Below are 26,290 nucleotides of genomic sequence, written 5' to 3'. Positions count from 1 at the left end.
TTAGTCGAGCATGCCAGACAGCAGCGGCACGAACGTGACCGGCGCCAGCACGTGTTGTTCGATGCTGCCGTCGGCCTTGCGGTCCAGCTGTACCAGCGACTGCGCCCCGGGGCCACCGACCGGCGCCACCAGGCGGCCGCCCTCGGCCAGTTGCTCGATCAGGGCGTCGACCAGTGCCGGCGCCGCCGCAGTAACCACGATGGCATCGAACGGACCGTGCTCGGCCCAGCCGACGCGACCGTCGTCATGCTTGGTGCGGATGTTCATGCCCAGCGCACGGAAGCGCTTGCGGGCCTGCCGCAGCAGATCACCGATTCGCTCCACGGTGTAGACCTCCAGGCCCAGCGCACCGAGGATGGCGGCCTGGTAACCGGAACCGGTGCCGACTTCCAGCACCCGCTTCGGCGCGACCTGGAGGACCGCCTCGGTCATCCGCGCGACCACCCAGGGCTGCGAGATGGTCTGGCCGTGGCCGATCGGCAGCGCAGTGTCTTCGTAAGCCCGTGACGCCAGCGCCTCATCAATGAACAGATGGCGCGGCACCACCCGGATCGCATTCAAGGTCGGCTCGTCAACGATGCCGGCTTCGCGCAGGCGGTCGACCAGGCGGTCACGCACACGCTGCGAGGTCATGCCGATACCGACGGCTTCCGGTTGCAGGCGCAGGCGTGGACTCATGCCGGCCGGTCCAGCGCGGCACTGAGGCCGCCGACCCAGCTGGCCACTTTCTCCAGTGCCTGGTAGCGGGTCAGGTCGACCTGGATCGGGGTGATCGAGATATGCCCGGTGCGCACCGCATGGAAGTCGGTACCGGGGCCGGAGTCCTGCTCACGGCCGGCCGGGCCGATCCAGTACACCTCGTTGCCGCGCGGGTCTTTCTGCGCGATGCAGCCTTCGGCGCGGTGGCGGTTGCCGAGGCGGGTGACCTCGAAGCCCTCGACCTCGCTCCACGGCAGATCAGGCACGTTGACGTTGAGGATGGTGTCAGCCGGCAACGGATCGGCCTTGAGCCGGGCAACGATCTCCACGGCAGCGCGCGCGGCGGTCTCGAAGTGTTTCGGATCGTGGTTGCGGGTAACCAGCGAGACCGCCACCGCCGGCAGCCCGAGGAAGCGACCTTCCATCGCCGCCGAGACGGTGCCGGAGTAGATCACGTCATCGCCGAGGTTGGCGGCATTGTTGATGCCGGACACGACAATGTCCGGTTCGAACTCGAGCAGCCCGGTCAGCGCCAGGTGCACGCAGTCGGTCGGAGTGCCGGCCACCGAGACGGTGTAATGGTCGATGCGCTTGAGGCGGATCGGCAGGTCCAGGGTCAGCGAATTGCTGGCGCCGGAGCGATCACGGTCGGGCGCGACCACCGTGACTTCGTGTCCGGCCTCGCGCAGCACCGAAGCAAGCATCCGGATGCCTGCGGCGTCGACGCCATCGTCGTTACTGACCAGGATTCGCATCTTCGATTTAACCGCTTGATTTTCCAAGAATTCGATTCCGTCACCGTGCAGTGTGGGCGGGACCGTCGTACTCCCCTGCGGAAGCCGTCGACCCTGCAAGGGCATCGTCTATTGTGCCGCATGCGAGCCGCCGGTCCTACCCTGTCGGCGGTCATGACCGACATCGAACCGTCATAGGCAGAGCTGCGCCGGCGGTTTACCCTGTGCGCATGTCGCACCCTGAAGACGAAGATCCGGCCGCATTGTTCCGTGCGGCCATCGGCGAAGTGACGCCGCTGCGCAAGGATGCCGAGCCGGCGCCTGCCGCGCCCCGGCCGAAGCCGCGCGCGCGCATGGCCGGACGTGACGAGGCCGAAGCCGCCGGCGAATTCGCCCGGCTGCTGCGCGACAGCACGCCGCTGGAAGCCGGCGACGTGGCCAGCTATCGCCGCGACAACCTGCCACCACGCTTGTTCCAGCGCCTCAAGCGTGGCCAGTACTCGGTGCAGGACGAGCTGGACCTGCACGGCGCCACTGCGTCGCAGGCGGAGGCGCTGCTGCGCCAGTTCCTGCTGGAAGCGCATGCACACGACTATGGCTGCGTGCGCATCATCCACGGCAAGGGCCTGCAGTCCGATGGCGGTGCACCGGTGCTGAAGAATCTGGTCGATCGCCTGCTGCGGCTGCGCAACGACGTACTGGCGTTCCATTCGGCGCCGACCGGACAAGGCGGCACCGGCGCGATGCTGGTGCTGCTGGCCCGTAGATGAAAAAGGGGACGGAGGGAATTAAGTCGTTTGTGGCACAAACGACTTAATTCCCTCCGTCCCCTTTTTCTGTCAGGCCTGCGAGGCGTCTTCGACCGGGCCGAGTTCGTGCAGCACGGCGGTGGCGTAGCAGCCTGGCGGCAGCGCGAATGACAGCTCCAGCACGTCGTCGGCCAGCCACTGGTGCTGCAGCAGCGCAGGGCGCAGGCGCAGCGCGCGGCGCTCCTGCTTCAGGCGCGCGTCTTCCAGGCCGGCCCGCAGCGCCTTCGACTCGTCGTCGTCCAGCGCGGCCAGCTCCAGCTCACGTGCCGCGTCGGCGCTGCGCAGCTCGCCTTCGCCCCACAGCGGTGCGCTGGGATGGATGTCGAAACGCGCCAGTCGCTCGGCCAGCACCTCGGTGTACGGCTCGGGTCCGAACACGCTGCGGCTGCCATCGAGCATCCACACTTCGCCATCGAGCGGCTGATCCCAGTTGCCCTGCTCCACGCGCGCGGCCAGCACGCGGTTGAACAGCGCCGAACGGGCGGCTGACAACAGCAGTGAACGCTGGTCCTTGCGCATGCGGCGGCCACCGAACATCGCCAGTGCCGCCGGCACATTGCCGCCGTCGCGGCCAAAGCGCTGTTCGCCGAACCAGTTCGGCAGGCCGCGCTCGGCAATCTGCTGCAGGCGCTCGCTGATCGCCGTGGCATCACCCTGCACCTCGCGCAGTACCAGCTTGAAGCGGTTGCCGGCCAGTGCACCGCGCTGCAGCTTGCGGTTGTGCCAGGTGGCTTCGAGCACTTCGATCTCGTCACTGGCCAGCTCGGCCAGGTCCGGCGCGATGCGCTTGGGCAGGTGCACGCTGAAACGCTGGGTGGTGACCGCGTGGCGATCCTTCATGCCGGCGTAGCTCACCGCCATTTCCGGCAGGCCTGCCCACTTGGCCAGCACCTTGGCCACATGCACAGTGTTGGCACCACGCTTGCGGATGTGCAGCAGCAGGTGTTCGCCTTCACCGGTCGCCTCGAAGGCCGGCAGTTCGTCAACCTGGAAATCATCCGGCGTGGTGCGGATGCGCGCCGTCAGCAACGGTGCACCAAACGCCAACGGCAGCGGGATCATGCCGCCACCAGCAGTACCACCGCCTGTGCGGCGATGCCTTCGCCACGACCGGTGAAGCCCAGCTTCTCAGACGTGGTGGCCTTGACGCTGACTGCATCCAGCGGCAACTGCAGCAACCCACCGATGCGCTCACGCATCGCCAGCGAATGCGGGCCGACCTTCGGACGCTCGCAGATCACGGTGATGTCGGTGTTGCCGACGCGCCAGCCACGCTCGCGCAGCAGGCTGTCGCAATGGCGAACGAAATCACTGCTGTCGGCGCCCTTCCAGCGGTCGTCGCTCGGCGGGAAATGCTGGCCGATATCGCCCAGCGCCAGCGCGCCGAGCATCGCATCGCACAGGGCGTGCAGGATCACGTCGCCATCGCTGTGCGCGAGCACGCCGCAGCTGTGCGGCACGTTCACGCCGCCGAGCATGATGTGATCGCCTTCACCGAAGGCATGGACGTCGTAGCCCTGGCCGATGCGGACGGGCGGGAACGGTGCGGTGCTCATGGATGCAACCCTTGCAACAGGGCCACGCGGACGGTCAGCCGGCGCGGCGGGAAAGTACGAATTCGAACCGGTCCAGATCGGCCGGGGTGGTGACCTTGAAGTTGTCCTCGCTGCCTTCCACCAGCAGCGGGCGCTGGCCCTGGCGTTCCATGGCCATGGCCTCGTCGGTGACGTCAACACCGGCGGCCGCTGCGTCGGCCAGCGCGCGGCTGAGCTGGTGGCGGCGGAACAGCTGCGGCGTCAGTGCGCGCCACAGGCGCTCGCGTGGCTCGGTGCCATCGATGCCGCCGTCGTCGCCAGCGCGCTTGAGGGTGTCGCGCACCGGCGCAGCCAGGATCGCCCCGACCGGGTCGGCACGACCGACTTCAAGCAGACGACCGAGATCGGCCAGCGACAGGTTCGGCCGTGCAGCATCGTGAACCAGCACGAATTCATCGGCACGCACGGTGTCCGGCAGCGCCTGCAACCCGGCCAGCACCGAGGCGGCACGGGTCGCGCCGCCGATGCAGGTCAGCACCGGCTTGCCCGACCACTCATTCCAGCCCGGCCAGTCGGTGTCGTCCTGGCCGATCACCACCATCGCGCCGGCCACGGCGGGGTGCGCCAGCAGCGCGTCCAGCGTGTGGGCGAGCAGGATCTGCCCGCCCGCCTGCAGGTACTGCTTGGGCAGCGGCGCACCGAAGCGGGTGCCACGGCCGGCGGCCGGAACAACGACCCAGATCGCCGCGCTCATGGCACGTCTGCCGGGTGTTCGCCCGCCTGGGCAGTGACGCCGGCAGCAGGCTGCGCCGGGTGGACCGGCGCATCCTCGACCACACGGTAGAACTTCTCGCCAGGCTTGATCATGCCCAGCTCGCTGCGCGCGCGTTCCTCGATGGCGGACTGGCCTTCCTTGAGGTCCTTCACTTCGGCAGCGAGCGCGTCGTTGCGCTGCTGCAGACCCTCATTGTCCCGCTCCTGGTTGGCGACCTGGGCTTCGAGCATCATCACTTCACCCGAGTTGCCCGGACCGAACCAGAAGCGGTACTGCAGCCAGCCCAGCAGCAGGGCCAGCACCAGCAGCATCCAGCGCCAGTCGCGCATCGGCTCAGCGCTTCAGCGAAACGAACGCGTCACGACCGGCGTAACGCGCGCCGGCGCCGAGGGCTTCCTCGATGCGCAGCAGCTGGTTGTACTTGGCCACGCGATCGCTGCGGCACAGCGAGCCGGTCTTGATCTGGGTGGCGGTGGTGGCCACCGAGATATCGGCAATGGTGGTGTCTTCCGTTTCGCCCGAACGGTGCGAGACGACGGCGGCATAGCCGGCGCGGTCGGCCATCGCGATCGCTTCCAGGGTTTCGCTGAGCGTGCCGATCTGGTTGACCTTGATCAGGATCGCGTTGGCGGTGCCCGAGTCGATGCCTTCCTGGAAGATCTTCGGGTTGGTCACGAACAGGTCGTCGCCAACCAGCTGCACCTTCTTGCCGATGCGGTCGGTCAGCAGCTTCCAGCCGGCCCAGTCGTTCTCGGCCAGGCCATCTTCAATCGTGATGATCGGGTACTGCGCGGCCCAGTCGGCGAGGAAGTCGACGAACTGCTCGGAGGTCAGGCGCTTGTTCTCGCCGACCAGGTTGTACTTGCCGTTTTCGAAGAATTCGCTGGAGGCCACGTCCAGGCCCAGCAGCACGTCTTCACCGGCGGTGTAGCCAGCCTTGCCGATCGCTTCGAGGATGGTGTCGAGTGCTTCGACGTTGCTGCGGAAGTCCGGTGCGAAGCCGCCTTCGTCGCCGACCGCCGTGCTCAGGCCGTGGCCCTTCAGCACCGACTTCAGCGAATGGAAGATTTCGGTGCCAGCGCGCAGCGCTTCGGAGAACGAGGTGAAGCCGACCGGCAGCACCATGAACTCCTGGAAGTCGACGTTGTTGTCGGCGTGCGCGCCGCCGTTGATGATGTTCATCATCGGCACCGGCAGCGACGGGGTCACGCCGGTCTTGGCGGCAAGGTACTGCCACAGCGCCTGCTTGTTCGATGCGGCGGCGGCGTGCGCGGCGGCCATCGAAACACCCAGCAGCGCGTTGGCGCCCAGGCGGCCTTTGTTCTCGGTGCCGTCGAGGTCGATCAGGCGACGGTCGAGGCCGGCCTGGTCGGTGGCTTCGAAGCCCTTCAGCGCATTGGCGATGGTGGTGTTGACGTTGTCGACAGCCTTGCGCACACCCTTGCCCAGGTAACGGGTCTTGTCGCCGTCACGCAGCTCGACCGCTTCCTTGGTGCCGGTCGAGGCGCCGGAGGGAACCGCGGCACGACCGAACGAACCGTCCTCCAGGATGACTTCGGCTTCCAGCGTGGGGTTGCCACGGCTGTCGAGGATTTCACGGGCGTGGATGCTGCGGATCGTACTCATGGTCGGGCCGGTTACCTGTATGGAGAGGGGGCGACAAAACGAATGCCGCGTGATTATCCCCGGCTGCCCGCCACTTGCCAAATGGCGTGGGCGGCTTCAGCCCCAACTGGACCCGATCACGATCAGGATCATCGACACCAGCATCACCAGCAATGCACCGGCAATCGCTGCCAGGATGGGGCCACGCCGCCGTCGCCAGGCCAGCACCATCGCCACCGGACTGCCCAGGAAGGACAGCACCATCGTGACCAGCGCGCCCAGCAGCCACCACTGCGTGGCCTGCACGCCGTTGTTTCCATCCCCCGGCGGCCGGAAACCGGACGTGAAGGCCAGCACGCCCACCACCAGGGCGATCCAGGTCAACACGGACAGCCCCAGGGCGATCAGGCCCCAGGGCCAGCCACGCGCCGATGTGGTCGTATTCATCAAAGCAATCCGTAGAACAGGGCGCCCAGCCACAGCGAGAGCAGGATGATCCCCAGGCCAGCCGTGACCTTGCCGCGATTCAGCCGCCAGGCCAGCACAGCGGCAGCGACGCATCCCACCGCACCGAGCAGCTCCGCCATCAGCAGCGCAATGAAGTACGCCCGCAGATCGAGCGCACTGCTGCCATCACCGGGGGGCCGCACCGACGCAGCGCCGATCAGTACCAGCCCGAACATGCCCACGGTGAACAGCACGGCCAGACCCAGTGCGATCACGCCCCAGGGCCACTGTTTCCAGTGCCGGCGGTGACGCTGGGTTTCCAGCGCCAGCCACGGGTCACGACTCACGCGAAGCGCGAAAAGCCGTGCTTCTTGGTCACCGCATCGAGTTCCATCAGGGTCTCGAGCAGCGCTTCCATCTGGTCCAGCGGCCATGCATTGGGGCCATCGGACAGCGCCTTGGACGGGTCCGGATGGGTCTCGGCGAACAGGCCGGAGATGCCCACCGCCACGGCGGCACGGGCCAGCACCGGCACGTGCTCACGCTGGCCACCGGAACTGGTGCCCTGCCCACCCGGCAGCTGCACCGAATGGGTGGCGTCAAACACCACCGGGCAACCGGTATCGCGCATCACCGCCAGCGAACGCATGTCGCTGACCAGGTTGTTGTAGCCGAAGCTGGCACCGCGCTCGCAGACCATGATCTGCTCGTTGCCGGTGGCCTTGGCCTTTTCCACGACCGGCTTCATGTCCCACGGCGCCAGGAACTGGCCCTTCTTGATGTTGACCGGCTTGCCGGCCGAGCACACCTTGCGGATGAAGTCGGTCTGGCGGACCAGGAACGCCGGGGTCTGCAGCACGTCCACCACCGAGGCCACTTCGTCCATCGGGGTGTATTCGTGGACGTCGGTCAGCACCGGCACGCCGATCTGCTTCTTGACCTCGGCCAGGACCTTCAGGCCCTCTTCCATGCCCGGGCCGCGGAATGCGGTGCCCGAAGTGCGGTTGGCCTTGTCGAAGCTGGACTTGAAGATGAAGTTGACGCCGAGCTTGTCGGTGACTTCCTTCAACTTGCCGGCGGTATCGAGCTGCAGCTGCATCGACTCGATCACGCAGGGGCCGGCGATCAGGAACAGGGGCTGGTCCAGCCCGACCTCGAATCCACACAGTTTCATGGCGTTTCCTTGTTGTCCGCGGCACCGGCCGGGCCGGTGCGCTGGGGGTTGAAGCGTGCAAGATGGGGGCCGGCGGCCCCCATCACAAGTCAGGCGCGGGCTTCCTGCAGCAGCTTGCCGCCGGCCTTGCGCTCGCGTGCGGCACGGATGAAACCGATGAACAGCGGGTGGCCGTCACGCGGCGTGGACAGGAATTCCGGGTGCGCCTGGCAGGCCAGGAACCACGGGTGCGCATCGCGCGGCAGCTCCACCACTTCCACCAGGGTGTCGTCCATCGACTTGCCGGCGATCACCAGGCCCGCATCCTCCAGCTGGGTGCGGTAGCGGTTGTTGAACTCGTAGCGGTGGCGGTGGCGCTCGGCAACCACGTCCTTGCCGTACAGCTCACGGGCCAGCGTGCCCGGCTTCAGGCGCTGTTCCTGCAGGCCCAGGCGCATGGTGCCACCGAGGTCGCTCTTGTCATCACGCTTTTCGACGTCGCCGGTTGCCGTACGCCATTCGGTGATCAGGCCGATCACCGGGTTCGGCGACTGGCGGTCGTTCTCGGTGCTGTTGGCACCTTCCAGGCCGACCACGTTGCGGGCGTAATCGACGACGGCCGCCTGCATGCCGTAGCAGATGCCGAAGTACGGCACGTGCTGCTCGCGGGCGAACTTCGAGGTCAGCACCTTGCCTTCGAAACCACGGTCACCGAAGCCGCCCGGCACCAGGATGCCGTCGACATCGGCCAGTGCGGCCATGTCGGTGCCTTCCAGGTCCTGTGCTTCCAGCCACTTCAGGTTGACCTTGGTGCGCTGGCGCAGGCCGCCGTGCTTGAGCGCTTCGCCGACCGACTTGTAGGCATCCTGGTGATCGACGTACTTGCCGACCACGGCGATGGTCACTTCGTCCAGCGGATGCAGGGTCGCATCGACCGCGTCTTCCCACATCGACAGATCGACCGGACCGACCTTGTCGGCCAGCTTCAGCTGGTTGACGACGATCTCGTCCAGGCCCTGCGCATGCAGGCCTGACGGAATGCGGTACAGGACGTCCACGTCCGGCACGCTGATCACCGCGCGCTCGGAAACGTTGGTGAACTGGGCGATCTTGCGGCGCTCCGAATCCGGCACGGCCTGTTCCGAACGGCACAGCAGCACGTCCGGCTGGATGCCGATCGAGCGCAGTTCCTTCACCGAGTGCTGGGTCGGCTTGGTCTTCAGCTCACCGGCGGCGCCGATGTACGGCACCAGGGTGAGGTGCATGAACAGTGCCTTCTCCGGGCCACGCTCGGTGCGCACCTGGCGGATCGCCTCCAGGAACGGCAGCGACTCGATGTCGCCGACAGTACCGCCGATCTCCACCAGCGCCACGTCGTAGCCTTCGGTGGCTTCGTCGATGCAGCGGCGGATCTCGTCGGTGATGTGCGGAATGACCTGCACGGTCGCACCCAGGTAGTCGCCGCGGCGTTCCTTGCGGATCACGTTCTCGTAGATACGACCGGTGGTGACCGAGTTCTTGCGGCTCAGGCGGGTGCGCACGAAGCGCTCGTAGTGGCCCAGGTCGAGGTCGGTCTCGGCGCCGTCGTCGGTGACGTAGACCTCACCGTGCTGGAACGGGCTCATGGTGCCCGGGTCGACGTTGATGTACGGGTCGAGCTTCATCATCGTGACCTTCAGGCCACGGGCTTCGAGAATGGCGGCCAGCGACGCGGCGGCAATGCCTTTGCCGAGCGAGGACACCACGCCGCCGGTTACGAAAATCAAGGGAGTCATGGCTGCAAGCATCCTGTCTGGAAATGGAAAACGGCAGCACCACGCGCGCCCGGAGGGCAGGCATGGTGCTCAGAGGGGGTTTTCCGGTTCGCTGTGGCAGCGAGGGAGGTGCGGATCCGTGCGACGGCAGGCGCCGGACGGGGACCACCGTGCGAGGTCGGGGCGACCGTGCCGGTCAAATCGACCGTCACCTGCGACCCGCCATGCTGGAAGCCACGCTTGGCCGCTCCAGCCCATTCGCAAATGGTGGACACGCACTTACTCCCGGAAAGCCATAGTTTACAGATTGATGGCCGCCAACCCAAGAGGCAGATGGCACGCCACTAAAAAGAAACGCCCCGCAAAGCGGGGCGTTCCGGAGCGCAACCCTTGTCGCAAGGGCGCCTGGCAGGGGGCGGGATCAGCGCTTCTTGCGCGCTTCCTCTTCCTCTTCCTGCTGCGGGGCCGGCTGGCCCTGCGCCTTCATTTCGGCATTGGCCTGGGCCCGACGCTTGGCCTTGGCATCGGCCTCGGCCTGCGCCTTGTCGGCCTGGTCACCCTGCTGCGGGGCCGGCTGGCCGGCGTTCTGCGCCACCACCAGCGGCACTGCAACGGCGGCAGCGGCCAGGATCGCAATGGTCAGCAACTTCTTCATGAGGTCCTCCTCGCGGTATGGCTTGGATGTTTCGACCCAACGGGGGTCGCCGGTGTTCAGATTCCAGCAGCTGCCATTTTACCCCCTCTGCGTCGCCGAGACTGAACCGCAGGCGTGCAAAATCCCGTGCCAGACCCCACACTTGCCCGTCGCTCCAAGCTTTCGAAGACAGATGAACGCCCGTTATAACGCCGCCGATATTGAAGTCCTGTCCGGCCTTGACCCGGTCAAGCGCCGTCCCGGCATGTATACCGACACCGCGCGCCCGAACCACCTGGCGCAGGAAGTGATCGACAACTCGGTGGACGAGGCCCTTGCCGGCCACGCCCGCTCGATCGAGATCACCCTGTACAAGGACGGCAGCGTGGAGGTCAGCGATGACGGCCGCGGCATGCCGGTGGACATCCATCCGGAAGAGAAGATCCCGGGCGTCGAGCTGATCCTCACCCGCCTGCATGCCGGCGGCAAGTTCAGCAACAACAACTACACCTTCTCCGGCGGCCTGCACGGCGTCGGCGTCAGCGTGGTCAATGCGCTGTCGACCCTGGTGGAAGTGCACATCAAGCGCGAAGGCGCCGAACACCGCATCACCTTCCGCAACGGCGACCGCGCCACCCCGCTGGAAGTGGTCGGCAGCGTCGGCAAGAAGAACACCGGTACCCGCGTGCGCTTCTGGCCGGACCCGGAAGTACTTCGACACGCCCAAGTTCGCGGTGCGCGCGCTCAAGCACCTGCTGCGCGCCAAGGCCGTGCTGTGCCCGGGCCTGACCGTGAAGCTGACCGACGAGGCCACCGGTGAAGTCGATACCTGGTACTACGAAGACGGCCTGCGCGATTACCTGAAGCTGGAGCTGGGCGATCGCGAGATGCTGCCGGCCGAGCTGTTCGTCGGCAACCTGAAGAAAGACACCGAGATCGTGGACTGGGCCGTGGCCTGGCTGCCGGAAGGCGAGCTGGTGCAGGAAAGCTACGTCAACCTGATCCCCACTGCCCAGCACGGCACCCACGTCAACGGCCTGCGCACCGGCCTGACCGAGGCGCTGCGCGAGTTCTGCGACTTCCGCAACCTGCTGCCGCGTGGCGTCAAGCTGGCCCCGGAAGACGTGTGGGACCGCGTGTCGTTCGTGCTGTCGCTGAAGATGACCGACCCGCAGTTCAGCGGCCAGACCAAGGAACGCCTGTCCTCGCGCCAGGCCGCCGGCTTCATCGAAGGCGCCGCCCACGATGCGTTCAGCCTGCTGCTGAACCAGAACGTGGAGCTGGGCGAGAAGATCGCACAGATCGCCATCGAGCGCGCCAGCGCGCGCCTGAAGACCGAAAAGCTGGTCGTCCGCAAGAAAGTCACCCAGGGCCCGGCCCTGCCCGGCAAGCTGGCCGACTGCATCAGCCAGGACCTGTCGCGCACCGAGCTGTTCCTGGTGGAGGGTGACTCGGCAGGCGGCAGCGCCAAGCAGGCGCGTGACAAGGACTTCCAGGCGATCCTGCCGCTGCGCGGCAAGATCCTCAACACCTGGGAAGTGTCCTCCAACAGCGTGCTGGCGTCGGAAGAAGTGCACAACCTGGCCGTGGCCATCGGCTGCGACCCCGGCAAGGACGACATTGCTGGCCTGCGCTACGGCAAGGTCATCATCCTGGCCGACGCGGACTCGGACGGCCTGCACATTGCCACCCTGCTCACCGCGCTGTTCCTCAAGCACTTCCCGGCGCTGGTCGATGCCGGCCACGTGTTCGTGGCGATGCCGCCGCTGTTCCGCATCGATGTGGGCAAGCAGGTGTTCTATGCCCTGGACGAAGAAGAGAAGCGCTCGATGCTGGACAAGATCGAACGCGAGAAGATCAAGGGCGCGATCAACGTCACCCGCTTCAAGGGCCTGGGCGAGATGAATCCGCCACAGCTGCGTGAATCCACCATCCACCCCGACACCCGTCGCCTGGTGCAGCTGACCGTGGACGACGGCGAGCAGACCCGTTCGCTGATGGACATGCTGCTGGCCAAGAAGCGCGCCTCCGACCGCAAGGGCTGGCTGGAGAGCAAGGGCGATCTGGCTTCGCTGGAAGTCTGACCCGACGCGGGGCCGGATCCGTTTCCTACAGGGAAACGGCTCTGGCCCCATCGCCCGGTAATGCCGGTTCATGTGCCCTTGGCATTACGCCCCCATCGGCAAACCCGGCGGCGCCATAATGCGCGTCCATCTGTGTGGACCATCGTATTGGCCAGCCACTCGCTGCTGTTCCCGGGCCTGCCGCTGCACAGCGCGCGCCTGGTCCTGAGCCCGATCCGCCGCGACGATGCGGCCGCCCTGTTCGCGATCCAGTCCGATCCGGACGTGATGCGGTTCTGGAACCACCCGGCGTGGACACGACCGGCCGAAGCGCGCGCGCAGATCGACGATGACCTGGCGGCACAGGCCACCGGCACCCAGCTCAAGCTGGCCGTGCGCGAAACGCTGGACGGCCCGTTGCTGGGCATCTGCGTGGTGTTCGCCCTGGATCGCGATGCCGCTCGTGCCGAGATCGGCTACCTTCTGGCCCCCGACAGGCAAGGCCAGGGCTACATGCACGAAGCGCTGCAGCATCTGCTGGACTACCTGTTCCAGACTCTGCGCCTGCATCGCGTGGAAGCCGAAGTCGACCCGCGCAACCGGCCCTCGGCACACGTGCTTGAACGGCTGGGCTTCCACCTGGAGGGCGTGCTGCGGCAGCGCTGGCGCATCCAGGGCGAACTGTCCGATTCGGCGGTATACGGCCTGCTGGCTGACGACGACGTGCGCACACCCCTGCCCGCTTGACCCAATCTGGCCAGTGGCGGCCTCGACGCGCGGCCATGCCTTTGGACACATACGACATGCCCTCCACCGGCCTAGCATCGGAACCCCCTTCCGCTGCCAATCCGGTGCCATGAAGTCCCTGCTGCATACTGCCGCGCTCTGCGTCGGCCTGCTCATCGCCCCTGCCAGCGTGCTGGCCGCGCCTGACGCCGAGGCCACGCCCGACCCGAAAGACGACAAGACCGAAGCGCCCGCGCTGCCCGCCGATGCGTCGGCCCGCCAGAGCATGCGCCTGGCCGGCCGCACCCTGGACTACACCGCCACCGTCGGCACCCTGCCGGTACGCGATGCCAAGGGCAAGGTGATCGCCGACGTGGTGTTCACCGCCTACACGATGCCGGGCAAGGACCGGCCGGTGACCTTCGCGCTCAATGGCGGCCCGGGTGCATCGTCGGTCTACCTCAACATGGGCGCGATCGGGCCCAAGGTGGTCACCTTTGGTTCGGAGGGGGACAGCGCATCGGCGCCGGCCACCCTGCACGACAACCCCGGCACCTGGCTGGACTTCACCGACCTGGTGTTCATCGACCCGGTCGGCACTGGCTTCAGCCGTGCACGCATCGGCGATGACGAGGCGAAGAAGCAGCTGTACAACCCCAGCGCCGACATCGAATACCTGTCGCGCTCGATCTACGACTGGCTGCTGCGCAACCAGCGCATGGGTGCACGCAAGTACCTGACCGGCGAGAGCTACGGCGGCTACCGCGGCCCGCGCATCACCCACTTCCTGCAGACCCGCCTGGGCGTGGCGATGAACGGCCTGGTGCTGGTGTCGCCCTACCTGAGCCCGACCCTGGAAGACAACGCCGATGTCTCGCCGATGGCGTGGATGCAGACGCTGCCCTCCATCGCCGCCGCGCACCTGGAGCGCCAGGGCAAGCTGACCGACGCGGCGATGCGTGACGTGGTCGAGTACACCCGCGGCGACTACGCCACCGCGCTGATGAAGGGTCGCAGCGATCCGCAGGCGACCGAGGCGATGCTGCGCCGGGTGACCGAGCTGACCGGGCTGGATGCGCAGTTCGTGCGCCGCGCCGGTGGCCGACTGGAGACGCAGGCCTATCTGCGTGAGGTGTTCCGCGACAAGGGCACGCTGGGCAGCCGCTACGACTCCAACGTGACCGCGTTCGATCCGTTCCCGAATGATCCGGAACAGCGCGCCAACGATCCGCTGCTGGACAGCATCATCGCGCCGACCACCACCGCGATGGTCGACTTCGTGACGCGCGTGGTCGGCTGGAAGGTGGATGCACGCTACCAGGCGCTGAACTACGACGTGAACCGGCTGTGGGACCGCAACGGCGAGCTGCGCCAGGGCGCGGTGACCCAGCTGCGCCAGGCGGTGGCGATCGATCCGCATCTGCAGGTGCTGATCGTGCATGGCTGGAATGATCTGTCGTGCCCGTTCATGGGGTCGATCCTGACGGTGGACCAGATGCCGGCGATGGGCAGCAATCCTGACCGGGTGCAGGTACGCAGTTATCCGGGCGGGCACATGTTCTACAGCCGGGCGGACAGCCAGGCGGCGTTCCGCAGGGATGTGCAGGCGTTGTTCCAGCGTAACTGAGGGTGGTGGTGGCCGGGCCTGCGGCCCGGCACCCGCTGGGGATCAACTGCCACTGCAACAGCAAGAGCTGGCATTCCGTGGGTTGGCGGGGTGGGATGGGCAGGCGGGGGACGGCAAAAACTGCTCCTGCGCGCCTCGTAGAGCGCCATCCATGGCGCTCTGCGCCCCCGCCTGCCCATCCCACCCCGCCTTCGACAGTTTCCGTGCGCTGTTGGTGGGTGCCGACCGTTGGTCGGCACGAGGGCGGATCCCTGTTTCTGCTCTGGTAGGTGTCGACCTTGGTCGACACGATGTGTCCGGAAGAATTCTCTGCCCATGAAAAAAGCCCGCCGGTATCCGGCGGGCTTTTTCGTGTGCACCTTGGCGCGGCAATCAGGTCCAGCCGAACAGTTCGAACAGCTTCAGGATCAGGTACGCACAACCACCTGCGGCCGGGATGGTCAGGATCCAGGCCCAGACGATGCGTTCGATGACGCCGAACTTCAGCGAGCGCGGGTTCTTGGCGAAGCCGACGCCCATGATCGCGGTGGAGATGCTGTGCGTGGTCGAGACCGGCATGCCGAAGTGGGCGGCCAGGGTCAGAATGGTGGCCGAGCTGGTCTCCGCGGCGAAGCCGTGGATCGGGTGCAGCTTGACCATCTTGTGACCCAGGGTCTTGATGATCTTCCAGCCGCCCGAGGCAGTACCGGCCGCCATCACCACCGCACAGGTCAGCACGATCCACATCGCGATGCCGTCACCGGCGCTGGCGTCCGGGTGCATGAAGGCCAGCCACGACGGCAGGTCATCCAGCGCACCGGTGGCCTCGGCACCGATCAGTGTCATGGCGATGATGCCCATGGTCTTCTGCGCGTCGTTGTGGCCGTGGGCGAAGCCCATGTAGGCCGCCGAGGCGATCTGCGCCTTGCCGAAGAAGGCGTTGACGATGCGCGGGCGGGCCAGACGACCGATGGCACCACCGATCTTGGCCAGGCCGGCAATCAGGCCCCACAGCAGCACCATCACCACGATGCCGAGCAGGAAGCCGGCGATCGGCGAGGTGATCATCGGCACGAACACCTTCCACAGCAGGCCCTTGTTCTGCGCCCAACTGCCCAGGCGCTCGGACCAGATCAGCGCGTCCCAGTTGTTGTGGGCAGCGGCCAGGCCGGCGCCGCAGAGGCCACCGATCAGGGCGTGCGAGGACGAGGACGGCAGGCCCTTCCACCAGGTGATCAGGTTCCAGATGATGCCGCCCAGCAGGGCGCACAGGATCACCTGCGGGGTGACGTCGACCACGTTGGTGTTGAGCAGGCCCGAAGCAATGGTCAGCGCCACCGCGGTACCGGTCAGTGCACCGATGAGGTTCATGAAGGCGGCCAGCATCACCGCCCAGCCGGGCGAGAGCACCTTGGTCGCCACCACGGTGGCAATGGAGTTGGCGGTGTCGTGGAAGCCGTTGATGAACTCGAAGACGAGCGCGGCCAGGATCACCACCAGGACAAGGGTCAACATGCGGCGGCGTCCGTCAGCTGTTCTTCAACACGATCTGGTACGCCACCACGCCGGCCTCGCGGCAGCGGTCGATGGCCTTTTCCAGGATCTCGAAGAATTCCTTCAGCAGGAACATCTGCAGGTTGTCCAGGCGGCCCGAGTAGATGTCGCGGTACAGCTCGAGCATCAGGCGGTCGGCCTCGTTCTCCAGCGAACGCAGCTTCTCGTTGAGAGCGGTCATCCGGTCCAGGTTCATGTGGCGCAGGTCGGCCACCATCTCCACCACCACGCCGGCAGCCTGTTCCAGCATCGCCGCGCGCGGCGCGAAGTCGATGTGCTCCAGGTGGGTCGTGGCCAGCGAATAGCGATCGGCGAACTTCTCGATCTGCTTCGGAATCTTGTACAGCGCCGAGCCCAGCGCTTCGATGTCTTCGCGCTCGATCGGGGTCATGAAGCTGTCCACCAGCGCTTGGCTGATCTTGTCCGAGGCCGCGCGTTCGCGCAGGCGGGCCAGCTTGAACGCGTCCAGCGCGGGCTGGCGGTCGGCCTCGCGCAGCATGGAATGCAGCGCCTTGGCGGCGTCGGAAGCCGCGACGGCAGCCTCATCGAGCAGGGTGTAGAACTGTTTGCCGGAACCGAAAATGGTCTGCAGAGAGAACATTGAGAAACCTGTCAGCCGTCGCGGGAAGGACGGCACCAGACGGAATTATGACGGCTAGATGACCATCACGGGTATCCCTGCCCCCTTCCGGGGCTCTGGAAGCCCCAACCTGAACAGGCGGTTGCCACCCTGCCACGCCCCTTTGCTAAGATGCCAGCGCGCCTTCGGGCGCACCTTATGGACGACGACCCTTACCCCCCTGCGCCGCGCCGGACCCTGTTCCTGAGCGCCAGCCGCCATCGCAAGCACCCGCCCTCCCTGCCACCAACCGGGGACGACGCCCGTGTTTGAAATGATCCTGATTGTCTTCGCGCTTGTTCTGCTGAACGGCTTCTTCGCCATGTCCGAGATGTCGGTCATGACCTCGCGCAAGAGCCGCCTGAAGCAGATGGCCGCCACCTCCAAGCGTGCCGCCAAGGCGCTGGAGCTGTCGGAGAAGCCGGAGAGCTTCCTGTCCACTGTGCAGATCGGCATCACCGTGATCGGCGTGCTGACCGGCTACCTCGGTGGTGAAGCACTGGGTGAAGCCTTCGCCGGCTGGATCCAGGGCCTGATGCCGGGCTTTGCCTACGCCGGCAACGTCGGTACCACGCTGGCGGTCAGCCTGATCACCTTCATCACGCTGATCTTCGGCGAACTGGTGCCCAAGCGCCTGGCACTGACCCGCTCGGAGGCCATTGCCGGCCTGGTGGCGATGCCGATGAGCTGGCTGGCCAAGCTGGCCCTGCCCTTCGTCTGGCTGCTGTCCAGGACCACCCAGCTGGTGCTGCGCCTGTTCGGCCTGGGCAAGGATGAAGTCGCCTCGGTGACTGAAGAAGAGATCCGCATGCTGGTGGCCGAGAGCCACGAGGCCGGTGTGATCGACGCCCACGAGCGCGACATGATGAACCGCGTCATGCGCCTGGGCGACCGCACCGCCGACAGCCTGATGACCCCGCGCAACCGCATCGCCTGGCTGGATACCCAGGCTGGGCTGGAGCGCAACCTGGAAATCATGGCCGAGCACGAGTTCTCGCGCTACCCGGTGCTGCGCGACAACGACATGGACGTGGTCGGCGTGCTGGAACTGAAATCGCTGGCCACACGCATGGCGCGCGGCGACAACGCGCTGTTCCAGACCCTGCGCGAACCGCTGTACGTGTTCTGAATCCACCCACGCGATGAAGCTGCTGGAGATCTTCCGCGAGGAACAGCAGTCGATGGCGCTGGTGGTGGACGAGTACGGCGAAATCCAGGGCCTGGTGACCATCAGCGACCTGATGGGCGCGGTGGTCGGCCGCCTGCAGGCGGTGGAGAACGCCGACGAAGATGCGTTGGTGGTGACCCGCGAAGACGGTTCGCTGCTGGTGGATGGCTCGCTGCCGATCGAGGACCTGCGCGAGCTGATCGGCAGCAACGATCTGCCCGATGCCGAGGATGGCGATTACTACACGCTGGCCGGCATGTGCATCCACTACTTCGGCCGCATCCCGCACGCGGGCGAGTACTTCGACTGGGCCGGCTGGCGCTTCGAGGTGGTCGACCTGGATGGTGCGCGGGTGGACAAGCTGCTGCTGCGCACGCTGTCCGACGAGCAGGCCGATGAGCTCACCGCCTGAGGCCGGCCAGGGTCCGGGCGTTGAGCGCCCGGCCTACCGTAACGAGGGCATCCGCACCCTGCTGGAGATGTTCGCCTCCGGCGACCCGGCCGAGCACATGCCGCTCGGCCAGATCCTGTGCAACCTGCAGCAGAGCGCGTTCGGCGTGTTCCTGTTCGTGGCGATCCTGCCGTCGTTCATCCCGATCCCGGGCATGGGCGGCGCGGTCAGCGGCCCGCTGGTGATCCTGATCGGCCTGCAGATGCTGTTCTGCCTGCGCCGGCCGTGGCTGCCCGGCTTCATCGCCCGCCGCGGGCCCAAGCGCGGCACCATGCACCGCTTCCTGGACCGCATCGACCGCCCGCTGCGGCGGTTGGACAAGATGCTGAAACCGCGCCTGCCGCAGCTGCTGACACCGCTGCCGGCGCATGCCTTCAGCGGCCTGCTGCTGGTGTTGCTGGGCCTGCTGCTGTCGTTGCCGATTCCCTTCACCAACTTCCTGTTCGGCTTCCAGCTGCTGCTGTTCTCGCTGGCACTGCTGGAACGCGATGGCGCGCTGATGCTGTTCAACTGGATCGCGGCGCTGGCGGCGATCGCCTTCTTCGGTTTCAGTTCGGGGCAGCTGGTGGGCTATACGGTGGAGCTGTTCCAGCGCTGGTTCTGAGCCGGAATCCGGTAGAGCCGGCCGCTGGCCGGCTGCCACGTTTCCAGGTTTGCCGGCCAGCAGCCGGCACTACCAATACCGGACATCGGCCATCATCGAAGGTCGATGAATCCGTTGTCGGCCAACGCCGCCGGTTCGTCCTGCACGGCTGACAGTACGAAACTCAGCGCTGTGCCCAGCAGCGTACCCGGTCCATCCCAGTACTCGGCCGATTCGGCGCGCACCTGGATCAGGCGCAGGTTCGGGTCGTCCTTGCCGCCCGGGAAGAACAGCTTCATCGCTGGCGACCACAGTTCCTCGATCTTCGCGCGATCATCAACCACGCGCGCGCGCCCGGCCACCGACACATAGGTGTTCTTCGATGGCGAGGCATAGGCCACGTTGACGCGCGGGTCGAGCGCAATCTCGGCCACCTTCGGGCTGTCGGCAGTGATGACGAACCACAGATCACCGTCGAAGGTGACCTGCTGGGTGGCCAGCGGCCGGCTGTAGAGGCGGCCGTCGACGCCGGTGGTGGTGAACATCGCCACCTCCACGTCCTTGATCAGTTCTGCCAGTTGGGCAATGTGTTCGGCGCGGGTGTCGGCCATGTGGGGGCTCCTTCGATATGAGCCCCCATCAGACGCGGTTCGGCCGCAATGGGCCGTGACGCAATTGTTCAGCCCGCGTGGCGGGCGTGCCAGGCCTGCATCGCCAGTTCGAACGAGCGCAGGCGCGCACGGTGGTCATACAGGTTAGCGGTGAGCATCAGCTCGTCCGGCTTGTGGCGCTCGACAAACGCGGCGATGCCTTCCGCCACCTGCTGCGGATCCCCCAGCACGGTGCAGGCCAGTGCCCGCTCCACGCCCACTTTTTCGTGCGGCTCCCAGAAGGACTCGATGTCGTCGATGGGTGCCGGAATCTTGCCCGGTCGGCCACGACGCAGGTTCACGAAACTCTGCTGCTGGCTGGTGAACAGGCGCCGCGATTCAGCTTCGCTGTCGCTGGCAACGACGTTCAGGGCCAGCATCGCGTGCGGCTGCTTCAGCGTGGCCGAGGGGCGGAACTCGCGTCGGTATACCGCCAACGCTTCGTCCATCACGTCCGGTGCGAAGTGCGAGGCGAACGCGTATGGCAGGCCCATCGACGCGGCCATGCGCGCACCGAACAGGCTGGAACCGAGGATCCAGGTCGGCACCCGCAGGCCACCACCCGGAACCGCCTGCACCGCCTGCCCGGGCTGTACCGGTTCGAAGTAATGCAGCAGCTCGCGCACGTCCTGCGGGAACTGGTCGGCGCTGTCGAAATAGCGGCGCAGTGCACGCGCGGTCGGCTGATCGGTGCCCGGCGCACGGCCCAGGCCGAGGTCGATGCGGTCCGGATAAAGCGAGGCGAGCGTGCCGAACTGCTCGGCCACCTGCAGCGGCGCATGGTTGGGCAGCATGATGCCGCCGGCACCGACGCGGATGCGCTTTGTGCCACCCGCCACGTGACCGATCAGCACGGCGGTGGCCGCGCTGGCGATGCCAGGCATGTTGTGGTGTTCGGCCAGCCAGTAGCGGCGGTACCCCAGCGCATCGGCGTGCTGGGCCAGTTCCAGCATGTTGGCGAAGGCAGCGGTGGTGTCACTGCCCTCGCAGACCGGGGCCAGGTCAAGGATCGACAACGGGATCATCAGCAGTTTTCCGTCACAGGATCCCCCATGCATGGGGTCGGCCGGGCGCGGCGGCCAGTGACGGTGGCGGGATGCTGATTCCCGTGGGACGGGTTCAGGGCCCGCCGGACCGATCCGGGGTGCCCTGATCCGCGCCAAGCGCGATTGGTAGTGCCGGCCGCTGGCCGGCATACAGGTAGATCGCTTCGCAGCCGGCCAGCGGCCGGCTCTACCGCGGAAGCGTCAGAACGCGCTGGGGCGCGGCTCCGGCAGCGGCTGGTCGACCATCGGCTTCAACTCGGCATCCAGCGCCACGCGCTCGTCGAACACGAAACAGCGGCCTTCATAGCCCTCGCCCCCCACCTCCTCGAAATAGCCGAGGATGCCGCCGTCGAGCTGCAGCACGTTGTCCATGCCGTCGTTGACCATCCACAGCGCCGCCTTCTCGCAGCGGATGCCGCCGGTGCAGAAACTGACCACGGTGCTGTCCTTCAGCGCTTCGCGGTGCGGCGCCAATGCCTCGGGCAGGTCGGTGAACTTGTGGATGGGCAGCACCAGCGCATCCTTGAAGGTGCCGTACTCCACTTCCTGCTGGTTGCGCGTATCAAGCATCACCACTGGCTTGCCAGCGTCGTCATGCCCCTGCCGCAGCCAACGCTGCACCGTAGCCGGATCGATCGCCGGTGCACGCGGATACTCCAGCGGCTGGCCGTCATCACGGCGGAAGCTGATGATCTCGTCCTTCACCTTGGCCTTCAGCCGCGCGAACGGCTGATGCTCGCTCAGGCTGGTCTTGACCCGCATATCGGCAAAACGCGCATCGGCATGCAGCGCGGCATAGAAGCCCTCGACCGCCTCCGGCGCACCGGCCAGGAACAGGTTCAGCCCCTCGCCCGCCACCAGGATCGTGCCGCGCAGCTGCGCCGCCTCGGCGCGCGCCAGCAGCTGGTCACACAAGACCTGGGGAGCGTCGATGACGGCGAAATGGTAGGCAGCGGTATTGGCGATCATCCCGCCATTTTAGCGCCTCCCGCCCGCACGGACAGATTCAGGGGTCGGATCCCTCTGCACGGCAGAGGGATCCGACCCCGGCAGGCACCCGGAACCTGTCAGAGGCAGGGCGGTGTGGGCAGGCGGGACCGTTGGCGCCATGGATGGCGCCATCGAGCCCCCATGGACGGGTTTACGGCGTGTCCCGCCTGCCCACACCGCCCTGCCCACCACGGATTGCCTGCTGTTGCTGTTGCTGTTGTAGTTGCTGTTGTAGTTGCTGTTGTAGTTGCTGTTGTAGTTGCCCTGGCATCGGCGGGTGCCGGGTGCAACCCGGCCAGAAGCCCCCCTTACCCCCGCAACAGCACGAACGGCAGCAATACCAGCGCCGCCGCACCGGCCATCCCCAGCAGCACCAGCACCACGTAGACCGGCCGCCGCCGGAACAGGCTGCCGAAGGTCTCCGCCGTGCCATCACGCAATGCCTGCTCACGCTCGGCACGGATGCGCGGCCCGCGTTCGGCCTGGTATTCCGCCATCAGCGCCTTCGCACGTGGATGATCGGCGTCCTCGCGCAGCCACAGGCCACCATTGGAGATGCCCCAGGGGCTGGGTTCGGTGCGATACCAGGCGATGCCGTGCTGGTCGAGCAGCGTGCAGACATCGGCATATTCGTCGTCGCCGACATTGCGCAGATTGAGCAGGAGTTTTGCCATGCCCCCATGATACCCGGCGCCGATGCGCTACCCTTGCCGCCCTCGCCCTGCGCCCTTCCGGAGACGCCCGATGCGCCGCCTGCTGCTTCCCCTGCTGCTGTCCCTCGCCGCCGCTGGCTGCACAACCGAACCGTCCGGCCCACCGCCCGGCGGCACCCTGACCACCTTCGAGCGCATCGATACCGTGCCCGGCACCGGCACCGAAGCCGTTGCCGGCAGCAAGGTCACCGTGCACTACACCGGCTGGATCTACGACAACCGCACCGAAACCAAGCACGGCAAGACCTTCGACAGCTCCTTCAAGCACGGCGAACCGTTCACCTTCGCGCTCGGCGCCGGCCAGGTCATCCGCGGCTGGGATGAGGGCGTGGCCGGCATGAAGGTCGGCGGCAAGCGCACGCTGATGATCCCGCCGGACTACGGCTACGGCGACCGCCGGGTTGGCCCGATCCCGGCCGGCTCGTCGCTGGTGTTCGATGTCGAGCTGCTCGATGTCAAACCGTAATACCGCAACGCCTCCACGGGTCGCCGTCATCGGCGGCGGCCCGGCCGGCCTGTTTGCCGCCGAGCGCCTGCGCGCCGCTGGGATGGACGTGGACCTGTACGAGGCCAAGGGTTCGCCCGGCCGCAAGTTCCTGATCGCCGGCAAGGGTGGGCTCAACCTCACCCATTCCGATCCGCGGCCGCTGTTCGACAGCCGCTACCGCGAGCAGGCCTCTGCCGTGGGACGCTGGCTGGACGGCTTCGACGCGCAGGCGCTACGCGACTGGGCTGCCGGCTTTGGCGTGGAGACCTATGTGGGCAGCTCCGGCCGCGTGTTCCCGGTCGACCGCAAGGCAGCCCCACTGCTGCGCGGCTGGGTGCGCCGCCTGAAAGAACAGGGTGTGCGCCTGCACGCCAACCACCGCTGGATCGGATGGAGCGACGACGGCGCCCTGCGATTTGAAACCGAAGACGGCGCCGTTGAAGTGCATGCCGATGCTACCGTGCTGGCCATGGGCGGCGGCAGCTGGCCGCAGCTGGGCAGCGACGGCGCCTGGGTCTCGCCACTGCAGGCACGTGGCGTGGACATCGCACCGCTGCAGTCGGCCAACTGCGGTTTCGACGTGGACTGGACGCCGTTCTTCGCCGAGCGCAATGCCGGCGCACCGTTGAAGCCGGTGGTCGCGCACTGGCTGGACCTGGCGGGACAACCGCAGTCGCTGCAGGGCGAGTGCGTGGCCAGCGAGTACGGCATCGAAGGCAGCCTGATCTACGCATTGGCCGCAGACCTGCGCGAGACCATCAACCGCGATGGCCACGCGATGCTGTGGCTGGACCTGGTACCGGGCCGCGATGAAGCACGCCTGCTGGCCGACCTGTCACGCCCGCGCAAGGGTCGCAGCTTCGGCGAGCACCTGCGCCGCCAGGCCGGCCTGGATGCAGTGAAAGCCGCACTGGTGTTCGAGATGCTGGGCAAGGAAGCGGGCAACGACCTGCCTGCCGTGGCAGTTACGCTCAAGCGCCTGCCCCTGCGCCTGCTGCGCCCCCGGCCGATGGCCGAGGTGATCAGCACCGCCGGTGGCGTGCGCCTGGATGCGCTGGATGATGGCCTGATGCTGCGGGCAGTGCCCGGCGTGTTCTGTGCCGGCGAGATGCTGGACTGGGAGGCGCCGACAGGTGGCTACCTACTGACCGCGTGCTACGCCAGTGGCCTGCGTGCTGCGGAAGGCGTGATCGGGTGGCTGGCAGCGCGGTGACACCTGCGTTGTAGAGTCGAGCCATGCTCGACTGCTTTTGATTCAGGCGATAGAGCAGTCGAGCATGGCTCGACTCTACAAAAACCATCGAGCAAGCTCGACGCTACATCACCACGGCCGGCGCATGCTCACTGACGCCAACGCGACGCCACTGGGATGCGGATAGGTCTCCTCGCGCACGCTGATGAACCCGTGCCGTTGATAGAACGGCACGGCGTTGAGCGAGGCCGACAGCACTACCTCACGATCACGATCGGCCATCGCCAGCAGGCGCTGCATCAGCGCCTGGCCGATGCCCTTGCCGCCGCGATCCGGATCGACGAACAACGCATCAACCTCGTTGGCATCGGTATCAAACACGCCGAACCCGAGCAGGACACCCTGCCCGTCCTCGGCCACCACGCAGCCCCCCTGCGACAACAGCCGCGCGTACTGCGACGGTGGCGGCGAGGCAGACCAGGGCGCGATGACCTCGGGAGGGTAATGGCTGCTGCAGATCTCGCGCACGCAGCGCGTACGCAGGGCCCACAGCCTGGCCACATCATCCATGGTGCCGGTCCTGAACTGCATGACGCCTCCTTGTAGGGTCGAGCTTGCTCGACTGCGTGGAAAAGCAGTCGAGCATGGCTCGACGCTACAGAATCGTTATCGCGACTTGCTGGCGCGCAGCGCCTGGATCTTCGGCGGCGGCTGGAACGAGTCGCTGCGTGCATCGGCCCAGAACGCATGGAACACCGCATGGTCGGGCACCTTGTGCAGCAGTTCGCCTGGTTCCAGGTAGCGGTACAGCGAGGCCAGCGAACGGATTTCCACCGGTGAGACGCGGCGCAGGATGTGCTCCGGCCCCAGCTCGGCAGGATCGTTCAGGCCCGCCGCACACAGCAGCTCCTTCAGGGCGTGCAGCGTGTGCTCGTGGTAGCTGTACACACGGGTGGCCTTGTCCGGTGCATCCAGATGCTTCCAGCGTGCAGGGTCCTGGGTCGCGATGCCGGTCGGGCACTTGTCGGTATGGCAGCTCAGTGATTGGATGCAGCCCAGCGCGAACATGAAGCCTCGGCCGGCATTGCACCAGTCAGCCCCCAGCGCGATGGTCCGCGCGATGTCGAACGCGCTGGTGATCTTGCCGGCCGCACCGATGCGGATGCGATCGCGCAGATCCAGGCCGACCAGGGTGTTGTGCACCAACAGCAGCGCTTCGTGCATCGGCACGCCGACATGGTCGACGAACTCCGCCGGTGCCGCACCCGTGCCACCCTCGGCGCCGTCGACCACGATGAAGTCCGGCAGCAGCCCGGTTTCCTGCATCGCCTTGGCAATGCCGAACCACTCCCATGGATGGCCGATGGCCAGCTTGAAACCGACCGGCTTGCCACCGGACAGCTCGCGCAGGCGTGCAACGAACTGCAGCAGCTCGACCGGCGTCGAGAACGCCGAGTGACGCGACGGTGACACGCAGTCCACACCCATCGGCACGCCACGCGTCACCGAGATCTCGGCGGTCACCTTTGGCGCCGGCAGCACGCCACCGTGGCCGGGCTTGGCGCCCTGCGACAGCTTGATCTCGATCATCTTGACCTGATCATGGGTGGCATTGGCAACGAAGCGTTCCTCGCTGAATCCGCCCTTCTCGTCACGGCAACCGAAGTAGCCCGAGCCGATCTCCCACACCAGGTCGCCGCCCATCTCGCGGTGGTAGGGCGAGATCGAACCTTCGCCGGTGTCGTGATAGAAGCCACCGCGGCGTGCGCCTTCGTTCAGCGCGCGGATGGCATTGGCCGACAGCGAACCGAAGCTCATCGCCGAGATGTTGAACACGCTGGCCGAATAAGGCTTGGCACAGTTCGGGCCGATCAACACACGGAAGTCATGCTTGGCGATGGCGGTCGGTGCCAGCGAATGGTTGATCCACTCGTAATCCACCGCATAGGTGCTGCGCAGGGTGCCGAACGGCACCGTGTCCATCTCGTTCTTGGCGCGCTGGTAGATCAGTGCACGCTGCTGGCGCGAGAACGGCACGTCTTCCAGGTCGCTCTGCACGAAGTACTGGCGGATCTCCGGGCCGATCGATTCCAGCCCGTAGCGGAAGTGCGCCATCACCGGATAGTTGCGGCGCAGCGTGCTGCGCTTCTGCAGCAGGTCCCAGGTCCCCAGCGCCGCCATCGCGGCAGTCAGGCCGACGCCCCAATACCAGGCCGGCCAGATCGTGGCCAGCCACAGGCATATCGGGAACATCAGGATGGCGAGCAGGTAGACGATATACCGGTGCATGGCTTTCC

Annotated in this window: 26 protein-coding genes and 2 pseudogenes; 8 read left to right on the top strand and 20 right to left on the bottom strand. The window is 66.6% G+C overall.

From position 1 onward, the window contains the following. On the bottom strand, positions 1-678 hold the full coding sequence (locus tag ACZK13_RS07515; RefSeq protein WP_010485977.1) for a protein-L-isoaspartate(D-aspartate) O-methyltransferase: 678 nt from the start codon (positions 676-678) through the stop codon (positions 1-3). Then, positions 675-1,454 (bottom strand): 5'/3'-nucleotidase SurE, encoded by a 780-nt coding sequence (gene surE / locus ACZK13_RS07510; protein ID WP_180837497.1) that lies wholly within the window; start codon positions 1,452-1,454, stop codon positions 675-677. The genes ACZK13_RS07515 and surE overlap by 4 nt, the downstream gene beginning before the upstream one ends. A 209-nt stretch (positions 1,455-1,663) precedes the next feature. Here surE and ACZK13_RS07505 point away from each other — a divergent pair, with 209 nt between their 5' ends. Next, positions 1,664-2,203, top strand: a complete 540-nt coding sequence (locus tag ACZK13_RS07505; RefSeq protein WP_253144632.1) for a Smr/MutS family protein — start codon at positions 1,664-1,666, stop codon at positions 2,201-2,203. 69 nt (positions 2,204-2,272) lie between these two features. Here the strand turns inward: ACZK13_RS07505 and truD are convergent, their stop codons facing one another. The 10 genes from truD to ACZK13_RS07455 form a co-directional block, all read right to left on the bottom strand. Beyond that, entirely contained in the window at positions 2,273-3,304 is a 1,032-nt protein-coding gene (truD, locus tag ACZK13_RS07500) for a tRNA pseudouridine(13) synthase TruD (RefSeq protein ID WP_253144635.1), read from the bottom strand. Beyond that, positions 3,301-3,798: a 2-C-methyl-D-erythritol 2,4-cyclodiphosphate synthase gene (gene ispF / locus ACZK13_RS07495; RefSeq protein WP_253144637.1), complete on the bottom strand. Its 498-nt coding sequence runs from the start codon at positions 3,796-3,798 to the stop codon at positions 3,301-3,303. Before ispF ends, truD begins: the two co-directional genes overlap by 4 nt. Before the next feature lie 34 nt (positions 3,799-3,832). Beyond that, positions 3,833-4,531, bottom strand: coding sequence for a 2-C-methyl-D-erythritol 4-phosphate cytidylyltransferase (gene ispD / locus ACZK13_RS07490; protein ID WP_253144639.1), 699 nt, complete (start codon positions 4,529-4,531; stop codon positions 3,833-3,835). Beyond that, complete coding sequence (gene ftsB, locus ACZK13_RS07485; RefSeq protein WP_032130117.1) at positions 4,528-4,881, bottom strand: cell division protein FtsB; 354 nt, start codon at positions 4,879-4,881, stop codon at positions 4,528-4,530. The genes ispD and ftsB overlap by 4 nt, the downstream gene beginning before the upstream one ends. Positions 4,882-4,885: 4 nt before the next feature. Continuing rightward, entirely contained in the window at positions 4,886-6,178 is a 1,293-nt protein-coding gene (gene eno, locus ACZK13_RS07480; protein ID WP_032130116.1) for a phosphopyruvate hydratase, read from the bottom strand. 96 nt (positions 6,179-6,274) lie between these two features. After that, on the bottom strand, positions 6,275-6,604 hold the full coding sequence (locus ACZK13_RS07475; RefSeq protein WP_049400376.1) for a hypothetical protein: 330 nt from the start codon (positions 6,602-6,604) through the stop codon (positions 6,275-6,277). Next, positions 6,604-6,951, bottom strand: a complete 348-nt coding sequence (locus tag ACZK13_RS07470; RefSeq protein WP_253144640.1) for a hypothetical protein — start codon at positions 6,949-6,951, stop codon at positions 6,604-6,606. The genes ACZK13_RS07475 and ACZK13_RS07470 overlap by 1 nt, the downstream gene beginning before the upstream one ends. Continuing rightward, positions 6,948-7,778 (bottom strand): 3-deoxy-8-phosphooctulonate synthase, encoded by an 831-nt coding sequence (gene kdsA / locus ACZK13_RS07465; protein WP_014036736.1) that lies wholly within the window; start codon positions 7,776-7,778, stop codon positions 6,948-6,950. The genes ACZK13_RS07470 and kdsA overlap by 4 nt, the downstream gene beginning before the upstream one ends. A gap of 89 nt (positions 7,779-7,867) precedes the next feature. Beyond that, positions 7,868-9,532: a CTP synthase gene (locus tag ACZK13_RS07460; RefSeq protein ID WP_032130113.1), complete on the bottom strand. Its 1,665-nt coding sequence runs from the start codon at positions 9,530-9,532 to the stop codon at positions 7,868-7,870. 400 nt (positions 9,533-9,932) lie between these two features. Then, the gene (locus ACZK13_RS07455) at positions 9,933-10,166 is read right to left on the bottom strand and encodes a hypothetical protein (RefSeq protein ID WP_005416022.1); all 234 of its coding nucleotides are present in this window, start codon (positions 10,164-10,166) and stop codon (positions 9,933-9,935) included. Between the two features lie 172 nt (positions 10,167-10,338). Between ACZK13_RS07455 and parE the strand changes: the two are divergent. The 3 genes and pseudogenes from parE to ACZK13_RS07440 all read left to right on the top strand — a co-directional run bounded on the left by parE (position 10,339) and on the right by ACZK13_RS07440 (position 14,561). Then, positions 10,339-12,229, top strand: a pseudogene (gene parE / locus ACZK13_RS07450) (DNA topoisomerase IV subunit B). 147 nt (positions 12,230-12,376) lie between these two features. Continuing rightward, a complete protein-coding gene (locus ACZK13_RS07445) occupies positions 12,377-12,955 on the top strand; it encodes a GNAT family N-acetyltransferase (protein WP_049421510.1) in 579 nt (192 codons plus the stop codon). A gap of 109 nt (positions 12,956-13,064) precedes the next feature. Continuing rightward, entirely contained in the window at positions 13,065-14,561 is a 1,497-nt protein-coding gene (locus ACZK13_RS07440; RefSeq protein ID WP_197614996.1) for a S10 family peptidase, read from the top strand. 372 nt (positions 14,562-14,933) lie between these two features. Here ACZK13_RS07440 and ACZK13_RS07435 read toward each other — a convergent pair whose 3' ends face one another. Together ACZK13_RS07435 and ACZK13_RS07430 are read right to left on the bottom strand one after the other, a co-directional pair. Next, positions 14,934-16,055 carry an inorganic phosphate transporter gene (locus ACZK13_RS07435; RefSeq protein WP_032128946.1) on the bottom strand — a complete coding sequence of 374 codons (1,122 nt, stop codon included), beginning with the start codon at positions 16,053-16,055 and terminating at the stop codon, positions 14,934-14,936. Between the two features lie 13 nt (positions 16,056-16,068). Then, positions 16,069-16,695, bottom strand: coding sequence for a DUF47 domain-containing protein (locus ACZK13_RS07430; RefSeq protein WP_004152833.1), 627 nt, complete (start codon positions 16,693-16,695; stop codon positions 16,069-16,071). Between the two features lie 292 nt (positions 16,696-16,987). On the opposite strand from ACZK13_RS07430, the pseudogene ACZK13_RS07425 reads away from it, so the two are divergent. Together ACZK13_RS07425 and ACZK13_RS07420 are read left to right on the top strand one after the other, a co-directional pair. Beyond that, positions 16,988-18,293 (top strand): annotated as a pseudogene (locus ACZK13_RS07425) (hemolysin family protein). Further along, a complete protein-coding gene (locus ACZK13_RS07420; protein WP_032128944.1) occupies positions 18,277-18,936 on the top strand; it encodes an exopolysaccharide biosynthesis protein in 660 nt (219 codons plus the stop codon). Before ACZK13_RS07425 ends, ACZK13_RS07420 begins: the two are co-directional and overlap by 17 nt. A gap of 92 nt (positions 18,937-19,028) precedes the next feature. Here the strand turns inward: ACZK13_RS07420 and ACZK13_RS07415 are convergent, their stop codons facing one another. The 4 genes from ACZK13_RS07415 to ACZK13_RS07400 all read right to left on the bottom strand — a co-directional run bounded on the left by ACZK13_RS07415 (position 19,029) and on the right by ACZK13_RS07400 (position 22,275). Continuing rightward, complete coding sequence (locus ACZK13_RS07415; RefSeq protein WP_478482404.1) at positions 19,029-19,526, bottom strand: pyridoxamine 5'-phosphate oxidase family protein; 498 nt, start codon at positions 19,524-19,526, stop codon at positions 19,029-19,031. A 68-nt stretch (positions 19,527-19,594) separates the two neighbouring features. Next, positions 19,595-20,590 carry an LLM class flavin-dependent oxidoreductase gene (locus tag ACZK13_RS07410; protein WP_049400370.1) on the bottom strand — a complete coding sequence of 332 codons (996 nt, stop codon included), beginning with the start codon at positions 20,588-20,590 and terminating at the stop codon, positions 19,595-19,597. A 222-nt stretch (positions 20,591-20,812) separates the two neighbouring features. After that, entirely contained in the window at positions 20,813-21,580 is a 768-nt protein-coding gene (locus ACZK13_RS07405; protein ID WP_049400369.1) for a sulfurtransferase, read from the bottom strand. Positions 21,581-21,909: 329 nt separating this feature from the next. Then, the gene (locus ACZK13_RS07400; RefSeq protein ID WP_005408987.1) at positions 21,910-22,275 is read right to left on the bottom strand and encodes a DUF6164 family protein; all 366 of its coding nucleotides are present in this window, start codon (positions 22,273-22,275) and stop codon (positions 21,910-21,912) included. Positions 22,276-22,345: 70 nt separating this feature from the next. On the opposite strand from ACZK13_RS07400, the gene ACZK13_RS07395 reads away from it, so the two are divergent. Next, the gene (locus ACZK13_RS07395) at positions 22,346-22,780 is read left to right on the top strand and encodes an FKBP-type peptidyl-prolyl cis-trans isomerase (protein WP_005408986.1); all 435 of its coding nucleotides are present in this window, start codon (positions 22,346-22,348) and stop codon (positions 22,778-22,780) included. Further along, complete coding sequence (locus ACZK13_RS07390; protein ID WP_253143270.1) at positions 22,767-24,014, top strand: TIGR03862 family flavoprotein; 1,248 nt, start codon at positions 22,767-22,769, stop codon at positions 24,012-24,014. Before ACZK13_RS07395 ends, ACZK13_RS07390 begins: the two co-directional genes overlap by 14 nt. Positions 24,015-24,122: 108 nt before the next feature. On the opposite strand, the gene ACZK13_RS07385 is transcribed toward ACZK13_RS07390, so the two are convergent. Both ACZK13_RS07385 and ACZK13_RS07380 read right to left on the bottom strand, forming a co-directional pair. Further along, a complete protein-coding gene (locus ACZK13_RS07385; RefSeq protein WP_132809775.1) occupies positions 24,123-24,584 on the bottom strand; it encodes a GNAT family N-acetyltransferase in 462 nt (153 codons plus the stop codon). 75 nt (positions 24,585-24,659) lie between these two features. Then, on the bottom strand, positions 24,660-26,282 hold the full coding sequence (locus ACZK13_RS07380; protein ID WP_253143271.1) for an FMN-binding glutamate synthase family protein: 1,623 nt from the start codon (positions 26,280-26,282) through the stop codon (positions 24,660-24,662). Between the last annotated feature and the right edge of the window lie 8 nt (positions 26,283-26,290).

Source organism: Stenotrophomonas sp. 99219_Sma (assembly GCF_056480785.1).
This window is presented reverse-complemented; position numbering and strand designations above follow the sequence as displayed.

What these genes read in the sequence shown, in the direction of transcription:
- ACZK13_RS07455 (WP_005416022.1), bottom strand. Translation starts at nt 10,166, where the DNA reads ATGAAGAAGTTGCTGACCATTGCGATCCTGGCCGCTGCCGCCGTTGCA.
- truD (WP_253144635.1), bottom strand. Translation starts at nt 3,304, where the DNA reads ATGATCCCGCTGCCGTTGGCGTTTGGTGCACCGTTGCTGACGGCGCGC.
- ACZK13_RS07380 (WP_253143271.1), bottom strand. Translation starts at nt 26,282, where the DNA reads ATGCACCGGTATATCGTCTACCTGCTCGCCATCCTGATGTTCCCGATA.
- ACZK13_RS07420 (WP_032128944.1), top strand. Translation starts at nt 18,277, where the DNA reads ATGAGCTCACCGCCTGAGGCCGGCCAGGGTCCGGGCGTTGAGCGCCCG.
- ACZK13_RS07430 (WP_004152833.1), bottom strand. Translation starts at nt 16,695, where the DNA reads ATGTTCTCTCTGCAGACCATTTTCGGTTCCGGCAAACAGTTCTACACC.
- ACZK13_RS07440 (WP_197614996.1), top strand. Translation starts at nt 13,065, where the DNA reads ATGAAGTCCCTGCTGCATACTGCCGCGCTCTGCGTCGGCCTGCTCATC.
- ACZK13_RS07505 (WP_253144632.1), top strand. Translation starts at nt 1,664, where the DNA reads ATGTCGCACCCTGAAGACGAAGATCCGGCCGCATTGTTCCGTGCGGCC.
- ACZK13_RS07515 (WP_010485977.1), bottom strand. Translation starts at nt 678, where the DNA reads ATGAGTCCACGCCTGCGCCTGCAACCGGAAGCCGTCGGTATCGGCATG.
- ACZK13_RS07385 (WP_132809775.1), bottom strand. Translation starts at nt 24,584, where the DNA reads ATGCAGTTCAGGACCGGCACCATGGATGATGTGGCCAGGCTGTGGGCC.
- ACZK13_RS07410 (WP_049400370.1), bottom strand. Translation starts at nt 20,590, where the DNA reads ATGATCCCGTTGTCGATCCTTGACCTGGCCCCGGTCTGCGAGGGCAGT.
- ACZK13_RS07460 (WP_032130113.1), bottom strand. Translation starts at nt 9,532, where the DNA reads ATGACTCCCTTGATTTTCGTAACCGGCGGCGTGGTGTCCTCGCTCGGC.
- surE (WP_180837497.1), bottom strand. Translation starts at nt 1,454, where the DNA reads ATGCGAATCCTGGTCAGTAACGACGATGGCGTCGACGCCGCAGGCATC.
- kdsA (WP_014036736.1), bottom strand. Translation starts at nt 7,778, where the DNA reads ATGAAACTGTGTGGATTCGAGGTCGGGCTGGACCAGCCCCTGTTCCTG.
- eno (WP_032130116.1), bottom strand. Translation starts at nt 6,178, where the DNA reads ATGAGTACGATCCGCAGCATCCACGCCCGTGAAATCCTCGACAGCCGT.
- ACZK13_RS07400 (WP_005408987.1), bottom strand. Translation starts at nt 22,275, where the DNA reads ATGGCAAAACTCCTGCTCAATCTGCGCAATGTCGGCGACGACGAATAT.
- ispD (WP_253144639.1), bottom strand. Translation starts at nt 4,531, where the DNA reads ATGAGCGCGGCGATCTGGGTCGTTGTTCCGGCCGCCGGCCGTGGCACC.
- ACZK13_RS07395 (WP_005408986.1), top strand. Translation starts at nt 22,346, where the DNA reads ATGCGCCGCCTGCTGCTTCCCCTGCTGCTGTCCCTCGCCGCCGCTGGC.
- ispF (WP_253144637.1), bottom strand. Translation starts at nt 3,798, where the DNA reads ATGAGCACCGCACCGTTCCCGCCCGTCCGCATCGGCCAGGGCTACGAC.
- ACZK13_RS07390 (WP_253143270.1), top strand. Translation starts at nt 22,767, where the DNA reads ATGTCAAACCGTAATACCGCAACGCCTCCACGGGTCGCCGTCATCGGC.
- ACZK13_RS07435 (WP_032128946.1), bottom strand. Translation starts at nt 16,055, where the DNA reads ATGTTGACCCTTGTCCTGGTGGTGATCCTGGCCGCGCTCGTCTTCGAG.
- ACZK13_RS07415 (WP_478482404.1), bottom strand. Translation starts at nt 19,526, where the DNA reads ATGGCCGACACCCGCGCCGAACACATTGCCCAACTGGCAGAACTGATC.
- ACZK13_RS07475 (WP_049400376.1), bottom strand. Translation starts at nt 6,604, where the DNA reads ATGAATACGACCACATCGGCGCGTGGCTGGCCCTGGGGCCTGATCGCC.
- ACZK13_RS07405 (WP_049400369.1), bottom strand. Translation starts at nt 21,580, where the DNA reads ATGATCGCCAATACCGCTGCCTACCATTTCGCCGTCATCGACGCTCCC.
- ftsB (WP_032130117.1), bottom strand. Translation starts at nt 4,881, where the DNA reads ATGCGCGACTGGCGCTGGATGCTGCTGGTGCTGGCCCTGCTGCTGGGC.